This window comes from Psychrobacter proteolyticus (assembly GCF_039762275.1).
Taxonomy (GTDB): domain Bacteria; phylum Pseudomonadota; class Gammaproteobacteria; order Pseudomonadales; family Moraxellaceae; genus Psychrobacter; species Psychrobacter proteolyticus_C.
The window spans coordinates 379,424-396,066 of record NZ_JBDLOB010000001.1; the positions used below are offsets into that span (position 1 = coordinate 379,424).

The following is a 16,643-nucleotide window of genomic DNA, read 5'->3' on the forward strand; positions in this document are numbered from 1 at the left end:
ATAAAAAGAGGTCTTGTGTTTACATAGCACAAGACCTCTTTTATATGCGATTACTAATTGCTCTTATATTCCCTGAGGGATAGGCAATGCACGTGCTAACTCATGAGCCACTTCTTGTGCTGCATTTGCTAGACCATCTGCAGTGAGTGGTAAATTTTGCAACGTTAAATGCCAGTCATCAACAGATCGGCGCAAATGCGCCACCCATAGCGTGGTGCAATCACGTGGGAGTTGTTTAAGATTGACTTCAAAACAACGGTTTCCTTCGTCATCACTCAAATGAATTTCGCCTTTTTTCACCCTAGAAAACGAATGACCGTGGTATGAGTTGGCAATTAAACCAATGTGAGTAATATGAGCGGGAATTTTTTCGAGCTCCAATCTGATTTGCTCTTGATCAAGTGGGGCAAGATACATGGCTTGTTCACCGCGATCCTTACCATTTAAGCTGTCACCTTGATGCTTGACCGATTCAGCTTTATCACGTAATTGCTTAAACCAAACGATGTCACTGATGACGCAATTGTCATCGTACAACACACAAGCCAGATCAATATCTATCGCGCTTTGATTTTTCTTAAAGCGCTTAAACATGCCTTTTGGCTCAATTTTGGTAAATTCATAATTGAGCGCAAAGAACAAAGTTCCTGCGTCTAGTCCCAGTCCTCGTAAACTATCTGACAACAGTGGTGATGGGGCGGTGGTCGACATAACTTTCCTTTTTTATTCTTAGTTTCTAACCGTTATCTAGATTTGGTGCTTGCTTACATAAGGCGTGCGGATGTTAGCCTATCTCAGGTCAGTGATGTTACTCATTGATTGCTGTCGAAGACTTATCTAATACTGCTTGATAGAGCAGCTCAGGCTTAGCATCTAATAACCCACTACCAAATCCACGTAGCCACCAAACCAGCTGTGAGGTCAAGTTAACAGTGGCTTTTACAGTAAGGGTGTTATCCTCATTTAGCGTCACGGTTTGATCGTCATTAAGTTTACTTTCGGTCAGACTTTTACCTGCTTGCCTAGTGAACCTAAGCTCAACAGCGGTATTCTTGCCACGCTCGTCCAATTCGCCAAACAGTGGGTGGCTAAAGCCCATGCTGCCTTCATCCAAATACGTATCGAGTTGAAAATTCTCTGGTGTTTTTGCAGCGGTTTCGAGAATCTCAACACTATCAAACCGATGTAAGGCAAAGGTGCGAATGGTGGCTTCTGGGTCGTCGGTACGAGTTGCCAGTAGATAGATAATCACGCCACGCTGGATAATTGCGATTGGATTTAGGATGTATTCGCTGGCTTGTAATTTGTTGCTACGAGTATAACAAGCATGAATTTGCAGCTGATAAAATAGCGCGTGGTAAATATTATCTTTACTATCCAAATCTATATCTGGTGCGATGAGTGGCTGTGTGGCAGGCTCGATACGCACTCTGTCTATCCAAGAGTGGGTCACTTTGCTGTTTTTGAGCTGTCGTCGTGCTAAGTCAAACCAAGGAAATAATTCATCTAAGATCACAGGTGGCAGTAACTGGGTCAGATTGGCCTCGACCATATTAAAAGCAACCGCTTGTGATAAGTTCATATGCGGCAAGCTTTGTAATGGGGCGTCTTCTTTCCAGCGCCAACCTTGAGGATTGGCATTGTTTTTTTCGATAGGGAAGCGTTTGGCAAGGGCATTCAAATCACGTTGGACAGTACGTAGGCTTATATCGAAGCCTGCCATTATCAGCTGCTCATAAATATGCGTGGTGCCTACCCAGCGATTGCGCTGCAACTGTGATAGTACCTGCCATTGCCGAGCAGTCGTTGCCGCACCATGTCGATTGTCACTAATATTGGCGGCATTGGCCTCTTTTGAGGTACCAGTGTCTACAGCTGCAAGCGCACCTGCCTGCTCACTAGGATTGGACTGAGCTTGGATGTTATCAGCATCAGTAGGATGTACAGTCATTAAGAGATACCCTTTATGAAGTTACAAGTCGGTTTCTGGCGCGATATTGCTCGATCAGGAACCGTTAATCATCGCAGAAAAGCAGCGTAGCGTCTAGCAACGTTCATGCATGCTTATGTTTATTTAATAGTTGCTATTCGATGGTTGCTGCTCGATCTAGCCATAGACATAACAATGGATCTAGTCGAACAGCAATGTGCGTGCGTATCAGCAATACCGTTCAAATTTTAATTGCCATCTTCATCGATAGCTGTTGTCTCGCTATCGTTTAGGGTGTCATCAATAGGCTTAGCATCGCTTTGCTTGTTACTTGTCTCGCTGCCTTTCTCATTAATTCTCTCACCTTGTCGCTTTTCTTTTATTCTCTTATCTTCTTTCTTTTGACGTTTTTCTTTACGCTTCTTCTTTGCTTTCTTTTTGGACTTTTCATCATCGATGTCGTCCGTGTTTTCTTGATTTTCATCCCATAGCATCAGACGGCTTAATACTTTGCCAAATAAAGTATCTTTACGATAACGGCCTTTTTTATTCATGGTGTCGATGGGCAAACCAGTCATCAGCGTCAGGGCCTCACTTAGAGTATAGACGCCATAGATATGAAATTTGCCTCTATTTACCGCATCGATAATGTCGTCACGTAGCATCAGTTGTTTGACATTGGCCATCGGAATGACAACGCCTTGATCGCCTGTTAGCTCTTGCTCGCGGCAGGCGTCGAAAAAACCTGCAATTTTGGCATTGATGCCACCGACTGCCTGTACTTCGCCTAGCTGGTTCATAGATCCAGTAATCGCGAGAGACTGATTGATGGGGACGTTTGCTAACGCGGATAGCAATGCACAGCCTTCGCTCACAGTGGCACTATCACCATCGATTTGTGCGTAGCTTTGCTCGAATGCCAGTGATGCACTAAAGTTCAGTGCATGATGTTGACTAAACAACGCGCGCAAATAGCTGGTCATAATCAACATGCCTTTGGCGTGTAAACTACCGCCCAAGTCTACATCACGCTCAATATCAAGAATTTCACCTGTGCCAATATTGGGCTGAATGACCGCAGTAAGACGTGCTGGCATGCCAAACTCACTATCGGCATAACTGACCACAGTAAGCGCATTAACTTGTCCAATAGCATCGCCTTGCGTTTGGATCAGCTGTTGGCCGTTTTTCAGCTCATCCCAGTACAGATCGCGCAAGTATCCTGAACGCTCATCCATGTCATCGATTGCCTGAGTGACATGATCTGCCGTTACCATATTCTCATTATTTAAACGAGCGTGACGGTTTGACTCATGCAAAAGTTTAATCAATAAATCACTGTGTAGGCTTAAGCGATCTTGCTCTTCAGCTTGCAGGCTTAAATGCTCAAGTAGCGTGGCCTGTGCACTGCTATCAAACGGATAAAGGTCGGCATAGTCAATGATGTCGGCCATTTTTGCGATCAATGCCAATTCATGCTCAATGGTACGAGGCACATCGTCATGAAAGTCAGCTCGGACTTTGAATACCGCATCAAATTCAGGCTCAAGCTCTAGCAGCTCGTAATATAAATCTGCTTCACCTAATAAGATAACTTTGATATCTAAATCAATAGGCGCTGGTGACAGAGACAAGCTACCGGTTAGCGTCAGCATTTGCTCTAGACTTGATAGTTTGATTTTTCGTGATTGTAATGCGCGCTTTAAGCCTTGCCATGCATAAGGATGCTCAAGGACGTGGCTGGCTTCTAACAGTAAATAGCCGCCATTGGCGCGATGTAGCGCACCTGCACGAATCATACTCACATCAGTGGTTACTGTGCCTAATTGGGTGATTTGCTCGACATGCCCTAACAAATTGAGATGGGTTGGCAAATCTTCAAAAACCACGGGTGCGCCACTGTCAGGTGTGTGACTGACAATAACATTGACCGCATAACGACTGGGCGTCGTAGCCAACACTGCCGTCACAAACTCCTCATCATCGCCATTGACGATACGCTCTACGTGAGTGACCATGTCATCAAATACAGCCTTGAGATATGCTACGACAAGTGGATGAGTCGCAAACTGCTCATAAATAGGAGTAAATAATGGCTGTAAAGCACGTTGGGCAATACTACGATGTAACGACTCGATCTCATCGTTGGCTTCGTCTTCTAGTTGCTCTAAAGCGATGGTCAATTGACTCAGACGCTTTTGCATATGGTTTTTTTGTACAAAGTTATTCAGCTCAGCTTCATACTCATTATTGCCATATGTAGAATCTTGGTTTTCCTTACGCTCATTATTTTCATCGCTCAAAATGTTAACTTTTTCGCTATCATCGAGCTTTTCTGAATTTTTTTGATTGTTAGGTGTTTCTACCTGTTTGTTATCACCGCTGTTGCTTTCTGTAGGCAGTTGACTAGGATGAACAAATACGGCTTTATTATCGAAGGAGCGAAACGTCAATGCTAGGTCATATTGCTTGCCTTCAGCATTAAGCGCGTCATAGGCATGACTTTCTTTTTGATGAGTACTGTTTTTGATGGCTTCAATTTTGCTTTGGTATTGATCGCTACGAAAGCGTTGGCTTAAACGCTTTTTTGCTTGCTGCCATAAGTTATTAACTTGCTGCTGTAATAGCGAGGCTTGACCAGCTGGTAGACGCAGCGCCAATGGTGTGCGTGGATCGGTAAAGTTATGCACATATACCCAATCATCAGGCGTCGGTGCGTCGGCGGCAATACGCGTCAAAAGACGACTAATCACAGTACGTTTGCCCAAACCGTTTTCACCAGCAGCAAACACATGGTAGCCACTGGCTTTAATGTCCAGTGCTGTATGCAATGCTTTAAGTGCGCGTTGTTGGCCGAAGCCCACATCTAAGTCGGGCGCAGTACGTGTGTCTGTAGGCAATTCATCAGGGTCGCTATAGCGTTTTAATTGCTCAGCGGAAATGCGACAATTTTGCTGAACTTTTGTGAAGATAGGGTTTGGGGTATCAGGTGCTGTTTGCTTAATGTTTTTTGTGTCGGTAGTAGGTGCTACCATATTGTTAGCGTCTTTTGATACTTGCGATATAGGGGTGTAGGGTTGTTCTGTCATAGGCGTTTGAAAAATCATCTTAAAAAGTATTAAAGGAATATGAGAAGTGATTGGTTTTATCTGTTCATGCGTATTCTGAGTTTTTTATAATCAATCATGACATCTTACAAGATATAGTCACCTATTAGCGAAGTCATTAAGCGCAGTTTTGTATCATATTTAGACAAATGCTTGAGTAAAACTGGTAAAAAACGAATGAATTAATCAACGAATTGGAGGCAATCAAAGCAGAATAACGCCTCATGATCAGCGTAGATAGTATAAGATGTCCCACATTGGCGCAATCTGCAACTATTCAATGGGCAGACTGCATGATAAAATAAACGGTTCACAAGTCAAAACTGGATAACTCGTTGTATGTCAGCTTCCGCTAAAAACTCTTCATCGTCTGCTAGTATGGGTAATATCAATATTGATCCGGCTGGTTTCGTAAAGCTTGGTGCGCAACTGCCAAAGCTGGCTAATATCTTGGCGCAAGCGATAAATGAGCTGGGTCTGCCGTTAAGTGAAACGCAGCAACGCACGTTATTATTGTACTTAGACCAGCTTTTATTATGGAATAAAGCGTATAATCTGACCGCGATCACTGATCCAGAAGAAGCGCTGATCAAGCATGTGATAGATTGTCTGTCTATTATAACGCATTTACCCGCCGGATCGTTGCTAGATATCGGCACGGGAGCAGGGTTGCCAGCAGTGATTATTGCCATTTGTCAGCCTGAGCGTCAGTGTACTGCGCTTGATAGTAATCAGAAGAAAATTCGCTTTATTAAGCAAATCAGCAGCGAGCTTGGTTTGAGTAATATGCAGCCGATTGCATCGCGTATTGAAGCGCATGAAGCAAGTTATGCTGTGGTGACATCGCGAGCGTTTGCCAGTTTGATAGATTTTGTGGAAGTAGCGCAGCCAAGATTGGCAGATGGCGGCTTCTTATGCGCTATGAAAGGTAAAGTGCCGAATGAAGAAGAGCTACATGCATTAGATAGCGATTGGCATATCAAAACCATCAAGCTGACGGTGCCACGTTTGCACGACAGTCGTCATTTAATTGAAATGTCTGCTAAAGATAGTTGAACCATAAATACTTCGCAGTCATGAAACAGGCACTGTTTTTTGTGAAACACAGTTTACGTCTGTATCTAAATGACATAGTATTTAAAAGCATTTAAAATGCTCGACCATAAACTGAGTATTTTAGACCATAAATTGCTTATTTTTAAATACTGAGCGAGTGTCGCTGTACAAGATTGAACAAAAATAATCGTACCAACCGAGTCAAAAGTAATAGACCCTAATAAAATTGAGTGAGTGTATGGAAATCATAGCAATTGCGAATCAAAAAGGCGGTGTGGGTAAAACCACAACGGCAGTAAATTTGACCGCCAGCTTGGCTGCTAAACGCAAGCATGTACTGCTGATTGACTTAGACCCACAAGGTAATGCGACCAGTGGTACAGGCGTTGACAAAAACGAGTTGGATCTTACCATAGCGGACGTTTTGCTAGATGGTGTCGCGCTGTCTGAAGCAATTGTTACCAGTCCTGCAGGGTTCGATGTCATCGGTGCCAATCGAGATTTGGCTGGCATGGACATTACCTTAATGAGCAAGACCGATAGTCATGAGCTGTTCAAAACTGCGATGGCCGAATTGGTTAACGATCAGGTATCTACACAAAAACAGCCATACGATTATGTGATTATCGATTGTGCGCCTAGTTTGAATCTACTGACGATTAACGCGTTGGTGGCTACGGATAGTGTGATTATCCCTATGCAGTGTGAGTATTATGCACTAGAAGGGTTGGCTGACTTATCACAAACGATTGAACGTCTTACAGAATTGAACCCTAAGCTATATATACGTGGTGTGGTCAGAACGCTATTTGATGCGCGTAACACGCTTGCCCGTGATGTCTCTACTGAGCTAGAAGCGCATTTTGGCGATATCATGTACAAGACTCATATTCCAAGGAATATTCGCTTGGCAGAAGCACCTGCGCATGGTTTACCAGTTATTGCGTATGAGAGATGGTCAAAAGGTGCACGCGCGTATCAAAAGCTGGCCGCTGAAGTGATGAAACAAAGTAGCTAGTTTTTATCTAAAGTCTCTTACAAAGGGTTTTTAGATAAAAAGTGTCACTGATCAAGACAGTAAATGAATAGCATAAGCATAGAACACTTAACATTGTATTTAGTAAGCCGCATCAGTAATCAATTGGCTTTTATTTTAGCGTTAGAGGATAGGTAATCATGGCGAAGAAAAGAGGGTTGGCTGCTAATCGGGGCTTAGATGCCTTATTAGGGTCAATCAAAAAAGAAAAGCAAATTACCGCCTCTGCCTTGCAAGACGACATGGTGGCGCGTGAAAGTGCTGCGCCAGATATTAATGTGCCTGTAGATACTAATGCGCCTATAGATACTGTGTCCACAGATATAGCGCCAGATATCACTCCAACAAAAGCCAGTAAAAAATCATCTGCGAAGATTACTGATAACGATACTGCTAGTGAAAATAGCACTCGTGCGCCACGTTCATCTCGTGCTACTAGCAAGACGTCGCTCAACAAATCGCGTGGCAATAGTGCAGATACGAGCGCAACCGAAGATCAGATTAGCCTTGTGCAGATTGATGTCACACGTTTGCAAGCAGGTAAGTACCAGCCTCGTCGAGATATGAGTGAGACAGCACTTGCAGAATTGGCGTCTTCTATTGAGCAGCATGGCGTGATGCAGCCTATCGTTATCCGTCCACTACTGGCAAATGAAGATAAAAGTGAAGCATTTGTCACTCACGAAATTATCGCTGGTGAACGCCGCTGGCGCGCAGCAAAAATGGCAGGAAAAGCGGTTATCCCTGCGATTGAGCGTGCCTTATCTGATGAGTTGGCAATTGCATTGGCACTGATTGAAAACATCCAGCGCGAAGACTTATCAGTGATTGAGCAGGCAGCGGCGTTGCAGCGATTTCATACGGAATTTGGTATGAGTCATGCCATGATTGCTGAAGTCGTTGGCAAGGCGCGTACGACAGTATCGAATCTACTTCGTTTAAATCAGCTCCATGATACAGTAAAAGACCATTTAGCCAACAGTGCGCTAGATATGGGTCATGCTCGTACACTTTTGGCGTTGTCCTCTGAACAGCAACCTATTATTGCGCAAAAAATTATTGATGGCGGTATGACCGTGCGAGAGGCTGAAAAATTGGTCAAATCAATCTTGCAGCCAGCGCCCAAGATCAACCGTGCTGAACAAGCACAATCTCGTGATGTAGAGCGTTTGACCCAAAGATTAACAGATATGCTGGGTGCTGAAGTCAAACTAAAACATAAAAAAGATGGTCAAGGTAGTGTTGAGATATTTTTCCACAATCAAGATCAATTAGCTGCGTTGATTAAACATATAGAAGCTCAAGCTTAATAACGTTTGCGAGTTAGCCGTATCTATCCAAATGCTAAATCGCCTCTGAACAACTATTTTTGCAAAAATACGGAAGAGAGTGGGTATGTGGGAGTTGGTAAAAGCAGGTGGCTGGCTAATGACACCTATCGTGGTCTGTTCTATATTGGCATTAGTCATTATTATTGAGCGTAGTCATACGCTACAGTTTAACAAAGTCGCTCCTAGTAGGTTGCGCGAACAGTTAATCACTCGCTTACGTGAAAATGGTGATATTGGCCGCACACAATTGATGAATGTAAAAGAAAAGACGGCACTTGGCGATATCTTGGCAACGGGTTTGTTATATCGTCAGTATGGGCTAGAGTCGATGACGATGCACATGCAAAATCGTGCCAGCGTCCAAGTTCATCAGTTAGAAAAAAACATCAATATGTTAGGTACTATTGGTGCGATAGCTCCGTTACTTGGCCTACTAGGTACGGTACTAGGAATCATCTCGTCGTTCTTGGCGATTACCGATGGCGCAATGCAAGATCCGACGATGCTGGCCGCTGGCGTATCACAGGCACTAATCACTACCGCTGCTGGTATGATTGTTGCTATCCCTGCGCTGGTTGCTTATCGTTATTTTCAGCGCCGTATCATTGATATTAATGCTCAGTTTGAGACTCAAGCAGGGCTTATGATTCAAGAGTTGTATGATTATCACTTGCTTGCTAGTACGCAGCCATCTACATCTTCTAGCCGTACGTCAATAGAAGATAGTATTGTGCAAGAACATTCATTCGGTGGGTTAGATTCGGATAAGCCTAGTATAGCAGCAGTGTAGTCAATGCGGTTTTGAAGAATAGAAATCTTAAGCCTATAAATGGTAGCTGAACTAAAGAGATTGATATGCGTTTTAGAAAACCAACGGTTGAACCGCTTGAAATTAATCTGACACCGATGATTGATTGTTTACTGTTTTTGATTGTGTTTTTATTACTGGCTACCTCATTCAATCACTTTAGTCGTTTAAATATTATTCTTCCGGAAGCGGAAGGTGTCGCACTGACAGAACAAAACAACAGTATCGAAGTAGCTGTGCAAGAGGATGGTAGCTATTTGGTCAACGGCATTACACTTGCTAGTAGCAATGAGGCTGAACTGACCAGCATGTTACAGCAAGAGGCGGGCAGCAATCGCGATACGCTATTTGTTATTGCAGCGGATGCCAATGCGACTCATCAGTCTGTGGTACGAGTGATGGATATCGCTGGAAAGCTCGGATTTTTGAATTTAAACATCAGTACAGTGGTACCACTTGGCCAAACGCTGCCGCAATAACATATATAGTCTTACTATCATAAAACTGTGTGACACACAGCCTATTCATACCACGATACCCAAATTGAGGCTTTTATGAGCCAAGCTTATTTACCTGACTCTAAAAAATCTTCTGCTAAAAATGCATCGGCAGTATCGCCCGTTACCCCTAAAAGTAAGACGTTATTACGCCTACTAAGGTATTTGAAGCCTTATTGGTGGGCATTGCTATTGACGGCGTTAGGTTTTGCGATTAATGCAGGGACAGAGATTTGGACTGCCAAGCTTCTGCAATATATTACTGATGCTATCAATCAGAATGATCGAAGCAAACAAGCCTTATTTCCGCTATTGATTATATTGCTATTCTTTGTGCGCGGGGTTGGTAGCTTTTTGGGTAACTATTATTCTGCATTGGTCTCACGCAACTTGGTCTATGAGCTACGTGTAGAAGTTTTCAATAAATTACTGCGCTTGCCTAGCTCGTTTTATTTGGCCAATCCAGCCGGTACGATTTCATCGAAGTTGATATTTGATGTTGAGCAGGTCACGGCCGCTAGTACAGACTCAATGAAGACTTTGCTGCGTGATGGTTTGACCGTTGTCGCATTGATAGGTTTTTTGTTCTATAGCAATTGGCGTCTAACGCTTATTCTATTTGTTGTCTTGCCACCAATACTATGGCTGGTACGCATTGCATCAAAGCGCTATCTTAAGCTCTCAAAAGGTATCCAAGAGACGATGGGTAATGTCAGTCACATTACCAATGAGGTCATCGGCGGCTATCAAGTGGTCAAAAACTATGGTGGTCAATCATACGAGTCAGCACGCTTTGACAAAACATCTAAGAAAAACCTACGCCAAGGTATGAAGGTGGTTGTTACCAATAGTATTAATACGCCAGCCGTACAGCTGTTGATGGCGATTGCGATGGCCGTTGTCGTCTGGCTTGCGTTGCGACCTGCAGTAATAGATGATATTTCAGCAGGTGAGTTCATCTCTTACATTGCAGCAGCAGGTTTATTGAGTAAGCCAGTACGTTCGCTCACTGATATTAATCAGAAGCTGCAGAAAGGTCTGGCTGCTGGTGAGTCGATTTTTGCACTACTTGATGAGCCAGAAGAAGAAGACACAGGCACAATCAGTAAAGCGCTATCAGGGCAAATATCGTTAGACAATATCAGCTTGGTATATCCAGATTCGACGGTGGCTCTACGTGACTTTACCTTGAATATTAAAGCAGGCGAGACAGTTGCATTAGTCGGGCGAAGTGGCGCGGGCAAGTCCTCACTAGTCAATTTATTAACACGTACTCTAGAGACTTCCTCAGGGCAAATCACATTGGATGGTATGCCAATTGAAGATATTAAGTTAGAGAGTTTGCGTGCCCAGATTGCAATGGTGAACCAACAAGTAGTATTGTTTAATACCACCGTATTTAATAATATTGCTTACGGTAGCCTAGCTGACAAGACTCAAGCTGAGGTTGAACAAGCCGCAAAAGATGCCTTCGCTCATGACTTTATTATGAAAATGCCAAACGGCTATCAAAGCGAAATTGGTGCTGAAGGGTTGCAACTATCTGGTGGTCAGCGTCAGCGTTTATCTATTGCTCGCGCATTACTAAAGGATGCACCGATTCTAATTTTAGACGAAGCCACCAGCGCGCTGGATAATGAGTCTGAGTATTATATCCAGCAAGCGCTAGATAATGTGATGAAAGACCGTACTACATTGGTCATTGCCCATCGATTGACGACTATTGAATCAGCGGATCGTATTGCTGTGATGGATGGTGGTCAGATTGTTGAATTAGGAACGCACAATGAGCTAATGCAACTGCAAGGTCACTATGCGCAAATGTATGCTCGAGACTTCGAGTAGCCAGTTTAGAAGCTTTTAGCCAATTTTCACGCAGCCATGAACCAATAAGATAAGCGATATTGATTAATGAGTATTGAGACGACAGTCACCCGCGCATGGCAACGTCAAGCTGTTTGGTTGTGGTTGTTGCTGCCTGTCAGTTGGTTATACGGTTTCATCACCTTCTTGCGTCGTCAAGCTTATAAGGCCGGCCTGTTATCAAGCTATCGAGCACCTATTCCAGTTATGGTCATTGGTAATATCAGTGTGGGCGGTAGTGGTAAGACGCCGCTGATTATTGCTCTGGTCAGCTACTTACAAAAAAAAGGCGTAAAAGTAGGGGTAATCAGTCGCGGATATGGCGGTGATACGAGTCAAATGCCTGCATTGGTTAGTGCTACCAGCTTACCTCATGTAGTCGGAGACGAGCCGTGTTTGATTGCTCATATGACAGGCGCTACTATGGCAGTGTGTCCCAATCGCCAACAAGCGATTGCTACTCTGTTAAAGGCAAAGCCTGATTTACAATTGATTATTGCAGATGATGGTTTGCAGCACTATGCACTACAGCGTGATATCGAATGGATTGTGGTAGATGCCACCCGTGGGTTTGGCAATGAGCAGCTATTACCAACGGGTTTTTTGCGTGAGCCAATGTCACGATTAGAGGGTGCCAATGTTATTTATCATGAAAAACCAAGTACAGATTTAACTCGGACTTCTAGAAGTTGTAATAAGATACAGTCTACTGATCGTTTGATCATGCATTTGCAACCAGCTGAGTTACAGCGCCTATGGAATCCTACATCTAGCGCAGCTCAACTTAATAGTGTGAAGCCTACTAATAACAGCCGCGTCCATGCTGTTAGTGGTATCGGCTATCCGCAGCGGTTTTTTGATACCTTAGAATCTATTGGCTTTGAGGTCATAGGGCACCCTTACCCTGACCATTATAATTTTAGTTTAGCTGAGCTTTTACAATATGGTGATTATCCTATCATCGTAACCAGTAAAGATGCGGTAAAAATCAGCGCATTATTGGCGGACTATACAGCGACACAAGCACTCAGTGGTGAGTATGTAGAACTTGTCAGTAGACTATGGGTGTTGCCAGTGACGGCTGTATTATCAGAGAGTAGTTATCATAATCTAGATGCGCAGCTAAAAGCACTAGGGGTTCGTATCAACCATGATATGAACATATCAACCTCATTATAAATATCAGCTAATATTTTAAATCGCCGTACCACTTTTATAGGAATACGCCATGTCGTTCGCCACCACACCTGCCAAAACCCATATCGTGATTCCTGCACGTTTTAAGAGTACGCGTTTACCTGGTAAGCCATTGCTAACTATTCATGGTAAGCCGATGATAATTTGGGTAGCAGAAAAAGCGCAGACAGCAAGTTTTGCTGATGACATGTGTATAGCGACTGATGACGAGCAAATTGCAAAAGTTTGTATCGATGCAGGTTTTGATGTGGTTATGACCAGTAGTGATCATGCTTCAGGGACGGATCGTTTGGCAGAGGTAGCAGCTATCAAAGGTTGGGCTGAGCATGATATTGTGGTGAATATGCAAGGCGATGAACCCCTTGTACCGCCGTTGCTTTTGGAGCAAGTACAGGTGCTTTTGGTAGCGGATGAGGATAGCGTGATGGCCACACTCTGTGAGCCTATCGATGACTATGATACATTCCAAAAATCATCGGTAGTAAAAGTGGTCAGCCAATTTGCTAATAACTTACAGCGTGCGCTCTATTTTAGCCGCGCACCGATTCCTTGTGATCGTGACGTTGTATTGGCTGATAATAATCAGATGCAACCACCAAAGAATGCCTATCGCCATTTGGGTTTATACGCTTATCGTGTCAGTCTATTACAGCAATTCGTAAACTGGCCACAAACGCCACTTGAGATACTCGAAAGCTTAGAGCAGTTACGTGTTTTAGAAAATGGTCAGCATATCGCTATCGCAGAAGCTGCCTGTCAATTACCAGCGGGTGTCGATACACAAGAAGATTTAAACCGTCTAAACGCGATGAGCTTAGATAACTTTCAGAACCCTATTAAGTAATAGTCTGAGCAAAGTTGCGTACGATTTTAAGCTTCCTACGACGCTAAAGTAGTGTTGTCGTGGCTATACCTGAAATATCTAATCAATGTGATAGAGCCATAACCATGAATAATTTGACAGGAAATATGGACGCACTAGATAACACAGACCGTATGTATTTTGCGCCACTATTGCCATGGCAAAAAGTACTATGGTTACAGTTGACCGAGCGCGTACTTAAGCAGCAGTCTTTGCCGCATGCATTACTCGCTGCTGGTATGCAAGGTATGGGCAAACGCGCCTTTGTATGGCGATTGGTCGCTTGGCTATTATGCCGTGAGCGTGGTACACACCCACTAGGTGCTTGCGAAGTATGTGAGAGTTGTCAGTGGCTCAAGTCGGGAACTCATCCGAGCTTGCAAGTATTACCACTCGTTAGTATGCCTATCAGTGCCGAAAGCGATACGCTTCAAGAAAAATTAAGTAGTACAAAAGATAAAAAAGGCGCTAAAGCTACTAGCAATAGTGCTCTTAAGATCAAAGTAGATGATATTCGTGCTTTGCAGCCTTTTATTTATCAAGGCGGACAGGGAATGCGTATCTGTGTATTAGATCACGCTGAAAAAATGACGGTGGCCGCTGCCAATGCGCTGCTTAAAACATTGGAAGAACCGCAAGCGCAGGTACATCTGTTTTTGATTAGTGATACGCCTGCTCAGCTATTGCCAACGATTAAGAGTCGTGTGCAACAGTTAGCACTACAGACGATTGAGCCAACTGTTGCTGTCGATTATGTGACGCAGGCGCTAGGTCATACGATTAACCGCGAAGCCGTTGGTACCGCAGCGATTGAACAGTTGATACAACTGGCCAATGGTGCGCCGTTAGCTGCTATAGCCTTAGCGCAAGCACCATGGTATAGCAAACGCAGCCTATGGCTGACCACGTGGCAGGCATTACGTAGTGGTAAACGTAGTGGTGTGGCGGCAAGTGATTATTGGCAAGGTCAGCTCAATATTAAAGAGTTTATACAGTTATCTGAGCTGATGCTCCTTGATATACGCCGTGTCTGTTTAGGCCTGAGTGAACTACAAAAGGATGTCAATCTATCAACGATATTGGCTACTTATCAGCCTACTGATAGCGGGTTAGAGGCATTTGCCAACAGCGTGCAGCAAACCAAAATCGCACTGCAACAAAATGTGCAAGAAAAATTTGCCTATGATAAGCTAATGCAAGAGTTGGCAAGCTTATAGAGCCATGCTTGAGCATTTAATTTGTGTTCGAAAATTTGCAATTGTTCTTAACTATATATTATCGATCATTTATATACACATATTAAACCCAGTTGATAAAGGAAGCTGACTATGGCAATGCCAGGACGTGGCGGGATTTTAACCTGTCATTATGAAAGTATCGAAATGTTATATGCCAGCTATTTATCTTTTGTCAGTAATGGTGCTTTGTTTGTACCGTCTGATAAATCTCAGCAACTGGGTGATGAAGTGTTTATTGCTATCACGCTACCCAACTCTAGTGAACGCTTACCAATGAATGGTAAGGTTGTTTGGATTAACTCTAAGAGTCAAGGCAGTCGACCTGCAGGGTTTGCTGTGCAAATTGGTAGTGACGTCTCTGGCCAAAGAATCAAGAATGAAGTTGAGCGCCTACTAGCGGGAAAAATCGATAGCTTGCAATCGACTTATACTATGTAGTATCTATTAATAACTAGGTAATATCTAGAAACCACACCTATATCTTTGATGAGTTTGGTTGTGGTTTTGAGCTTATTAATATAAAAAAAGCAGCCTTACTAATTAATAAGGCTGCTTTTTTAGATCAATTTTCTTTATATTTTTATAGTAGTAGGTGCTAGTCGCTTAATAACGAGGCGGCACATACATATCATCGGGAATAGGTTCGCGGTAATATTCATCATCGCGTTTGCGATTGGGCAACTCAATTTCGTCACGAGGCACTTCTTTGTAAGGGATTTGGTCGAGCAAATGGGCAATACAGTTCAGCCTAGCGCGTTTTTTATTATTGCCTTCGACAACCCACCAGGGTGCTTCAGGAATATGAGTGCGCTCAAACATGGTTTCTTTTGCTTTGGTGTAATCTTCCCAGCGTCGGCGCGACTGTAGGTCCATTGGTGAGAGTTTCCACTGCTTAAGCGGATCATATATTCGGCTCATAAATCGAGCATGTTGCTCATCATCAGTGATAGAAAACCAGTATTTTACTAAGCGAATGCCTGAGCGTACGAGCATACGCTCAAATTCTGGTACTGATTGAAAAAATTCTTCATATTGCGCGTCAGTACAAAACCCCATGACACGCTCAACGCCTCCGCGGTTGTACCAACTACGGTCAAACAGTACGATTTCGCCTGCTGCAGGCAAGTGGGCCACGTAACGTTGGAAGTACCACTGCGTTTGCTCGCGTTCAGTGGGAGCCGGCAGGGCAGCTACCCTGCAAACGCGTGGGTTTAATCGTTGGGTAATGCGTTTAATGGCGCCACCTTTACCAGCTGAATCCCGCCCTTCAAAAATAACGACGATACGCTCACCGCGATCAACGACCCAATCTTGTAGTTTTATCAGTTCTCGCTGTAGTCGTACCAACTCTTGAAAGTAGGTGCGTCGATCCAGTTTTTCTTGCTCGCTCATCTCACGTCCGTTAAAACGAAAGTCACGTGCATAATCATCTATTTCATTTTCTAGTTCTTCATCATATGTATCGATTAAGTCTTGGTGCATTTTTCGACGTAAATCATCATCAAGAATGTCTTTTTCGATGCGTTCAGTAAGAATGGCTTGTTCTTGATGGTACCGATCTAAATCTTCCTCAGTCGTTAGAGATTGAAAATCAGCGGTTGTAAGCGGTTCTGTCAATACCAGTTTTTCAGAGCCAAAAATGACTTGCCTCATTTTTTTTAATAAAATTTTTGTCTTACCCATAAATATTACCTTTGTTTTGCGTATCGGCTTTTTTA

At 43.5% G+C, this 16,643-nt stretch carries 14 protein-coding genes; 10 read left to right on the forward strand and 4 right to left on the reverse strand.

The window, feature by feature from the left end:
* Nucleotides 1–63: 63 nt before the first annotated feature.
* The 3 genes from ABFV72_RS01495 to ABFV72_RS01505 all read right to left on the reverse strand — a co-directional run bounded on the left by ABFV72_RS01495 (nt 64) and on the right by ABFV72_RS01505 (nt 5,019).
* Entirely contained in the window at nt 64–711 is a 648-nt protein-coding gene (locus tag ABFV72_RS01495) for a TerD family protein (RefSeq protein ID WP_347162021.1), read from the reverse strand.
* A gap of 97 nt (nt 712–808) precedes the next feature.
* On the reverse strand, nt 809–1,951 hold the full coding sequence (locus ABFV72_RS01500; RefSeq protein ID WP_347162022.1) for a helix-turn-helix transcriptional regulator: 1,143 nt from the start codon (nt 1,949–1,951) through the stop codon (nt 809–811).
* A gap of 227 nt (nt 1,952–2,178) precedes the next feature.
* A complete protein-coding gene (locus ABFV72_RS01505) occupies nt 2,179–5,019 on the reverse strand; it encodes an ATP-binding protein (RefSeq protein ID WP_347162024.1) in 2,841 nt (946 codons plus the stop codon).
* 357 nt (nt 5,020–5,376) lie between these two features.
* On the opposite strand from ABFV72_RS01505, the gene rsmG reads away from it, so the two are divergent.
* The 10 genes from rsmG (at nt 5,377) to ABFV72_RS01555 (ending at nt 15,363) form a co-directional block, all read left to right on the forward strand.
* Complete coding sequence (gene rsmG / locus ABFV72_RS01510) at nt 5,377–6,093, forward strand: 16S rRNA (guanine(527)-N(7))-methyltransferase RsmG (protein ID WP_347162025.1); 717 nt, start codon at nt 5,377–5,379, stop codon at nt 6,091–6,093.
* Between the two features lie 238 nt (nt 6,094–6,331).
* Nucleotides 6,332–7,111 carry a ParA family protein gene (locus tag ABFV72_RS01515; RefSeq protein ID WP_102078567.1) on the forward strand — a complete coding sequence of 260 codons (780 nt, stop codon included), beginning with the start codon at nt 6,332–6,334 and terminating at the stop codon, nt 7,109–7,111.
* A 158-nt stretch (nt 7,112–7,269) separates the two neighbouring features.
* On the forward strand, nt 7,270–8,439 hold the full coding sequence (locus ABFV72_RS01520) for a ParB/RepB/Spo0J family partition protein (protein WP_347162026.1): 1,170 nt from the start codon (nt 7,270–7,272) through the stop codon (nt 8,437–8,439).
* Between the two features lie 85 nt (nt 8,440–8,524).
* The gene (locus ABFV72_RS01525) at nt 8,525–9,250 is read left to right on the forward strand and encodes a MotA/TolQ/ExbB proton channel family protein (protein WP_347162028.1); all 726 of its coding nucleotides are present in this window, start codon (nt 8,525–8,527) and stop codon (nt 9,248–9,250) included.
* A gap of 65 nt (nt 9,251–9,315) precedes the next feature.
* Entirely contained in the window at nt 9,316–9,747 is a 432-nt protein-coding gene (locus tag ABFV72_RS01530) for an ExbD/TolR family protein (protein ID WP_347162030.1), read from the forward strand.
* A 75-nt stretch (nt 9,748–9,822) separates the two neighbouring features.
* Nucleotides 9,823–11,610 (forward strand): lipid A export permease/ATP-binding protein MsbA, encoded by a 1,788-nt coding sequence (gene msbA / locus ABFV72_RS01535; protein WP_347162032.1) that lies wholly within the window; start codon nt 9,823–9,825, stop codon nt 11,608–11,610.
* A gap of 66 nt (nt 11,611–11,676) precedes the next feature.
* Entirely contained in the window at nt 11,677–12,807 is a 1,131-nt protein-coding gene (lpxK, locus tag ABFV72_RS01540) for a tetraacyldisaccharide 4'-kinase (protein WP_347162034.1), read from the forward strand.
* A gap of 49 nt (nt 12,808–12,856) precedes the next feature.
* Nucleotides 12,857–13,669: a 3-deoxy-manno-octulosonate cytidylyltransferase gene (gene kdsB, locus ABFV72_RS01545; protein WP_347162036.1), complete on the forward strand. Its 813-nt coding sequence runs from the start codon at nt 12,857–12,859 to the stop codon at nt 13,667–13,669.
* Between the two features lie 104 nt (nt 13,670–13,773).
* On the forward strand, nt 13,774–14,904 hold the full coding sequence (locus tag ABFV72_RS01550; RefSeq protein WP_347162038.1) for a DNA polymerase III subunit delta': 1,131 nt from the start codon (nt 13,774–13,776) through the stop codon (nt 14,902–14,904).
* A gap of 111 nt (nt 14,905–15,015) precedes the next feature.
* Complete coding sequence (locus tag ABFV72_RS01555; protein ID WP_114700955.1) at nt 15,016–15,363, forward strand: PilZ domain-containing protein; 348 nt, start codon at nt 15,016–15,018, stop codon at nt 15,361–15,363.
* A gap of 165 nt (nt 15,364–15,528) precedes the next feature.
* On the opposite strand, the gene ppk2 is transcribed toward ABFV72_RS01555, so the two are convergent.
* A complete protein-coding gene (ppk2, locus tag ABFV72_RS01560) occupies nt 15,529–16,608 on the reverse strand; it encodes a polyphosphate kinase 2 (RefSeq protein ID WP_347162040.1) in 1,080 nt (359 codons plus the stop codon).
* Between the last annotated feature and the right edge of the window lie 35 nt (nt 16,609–16,643).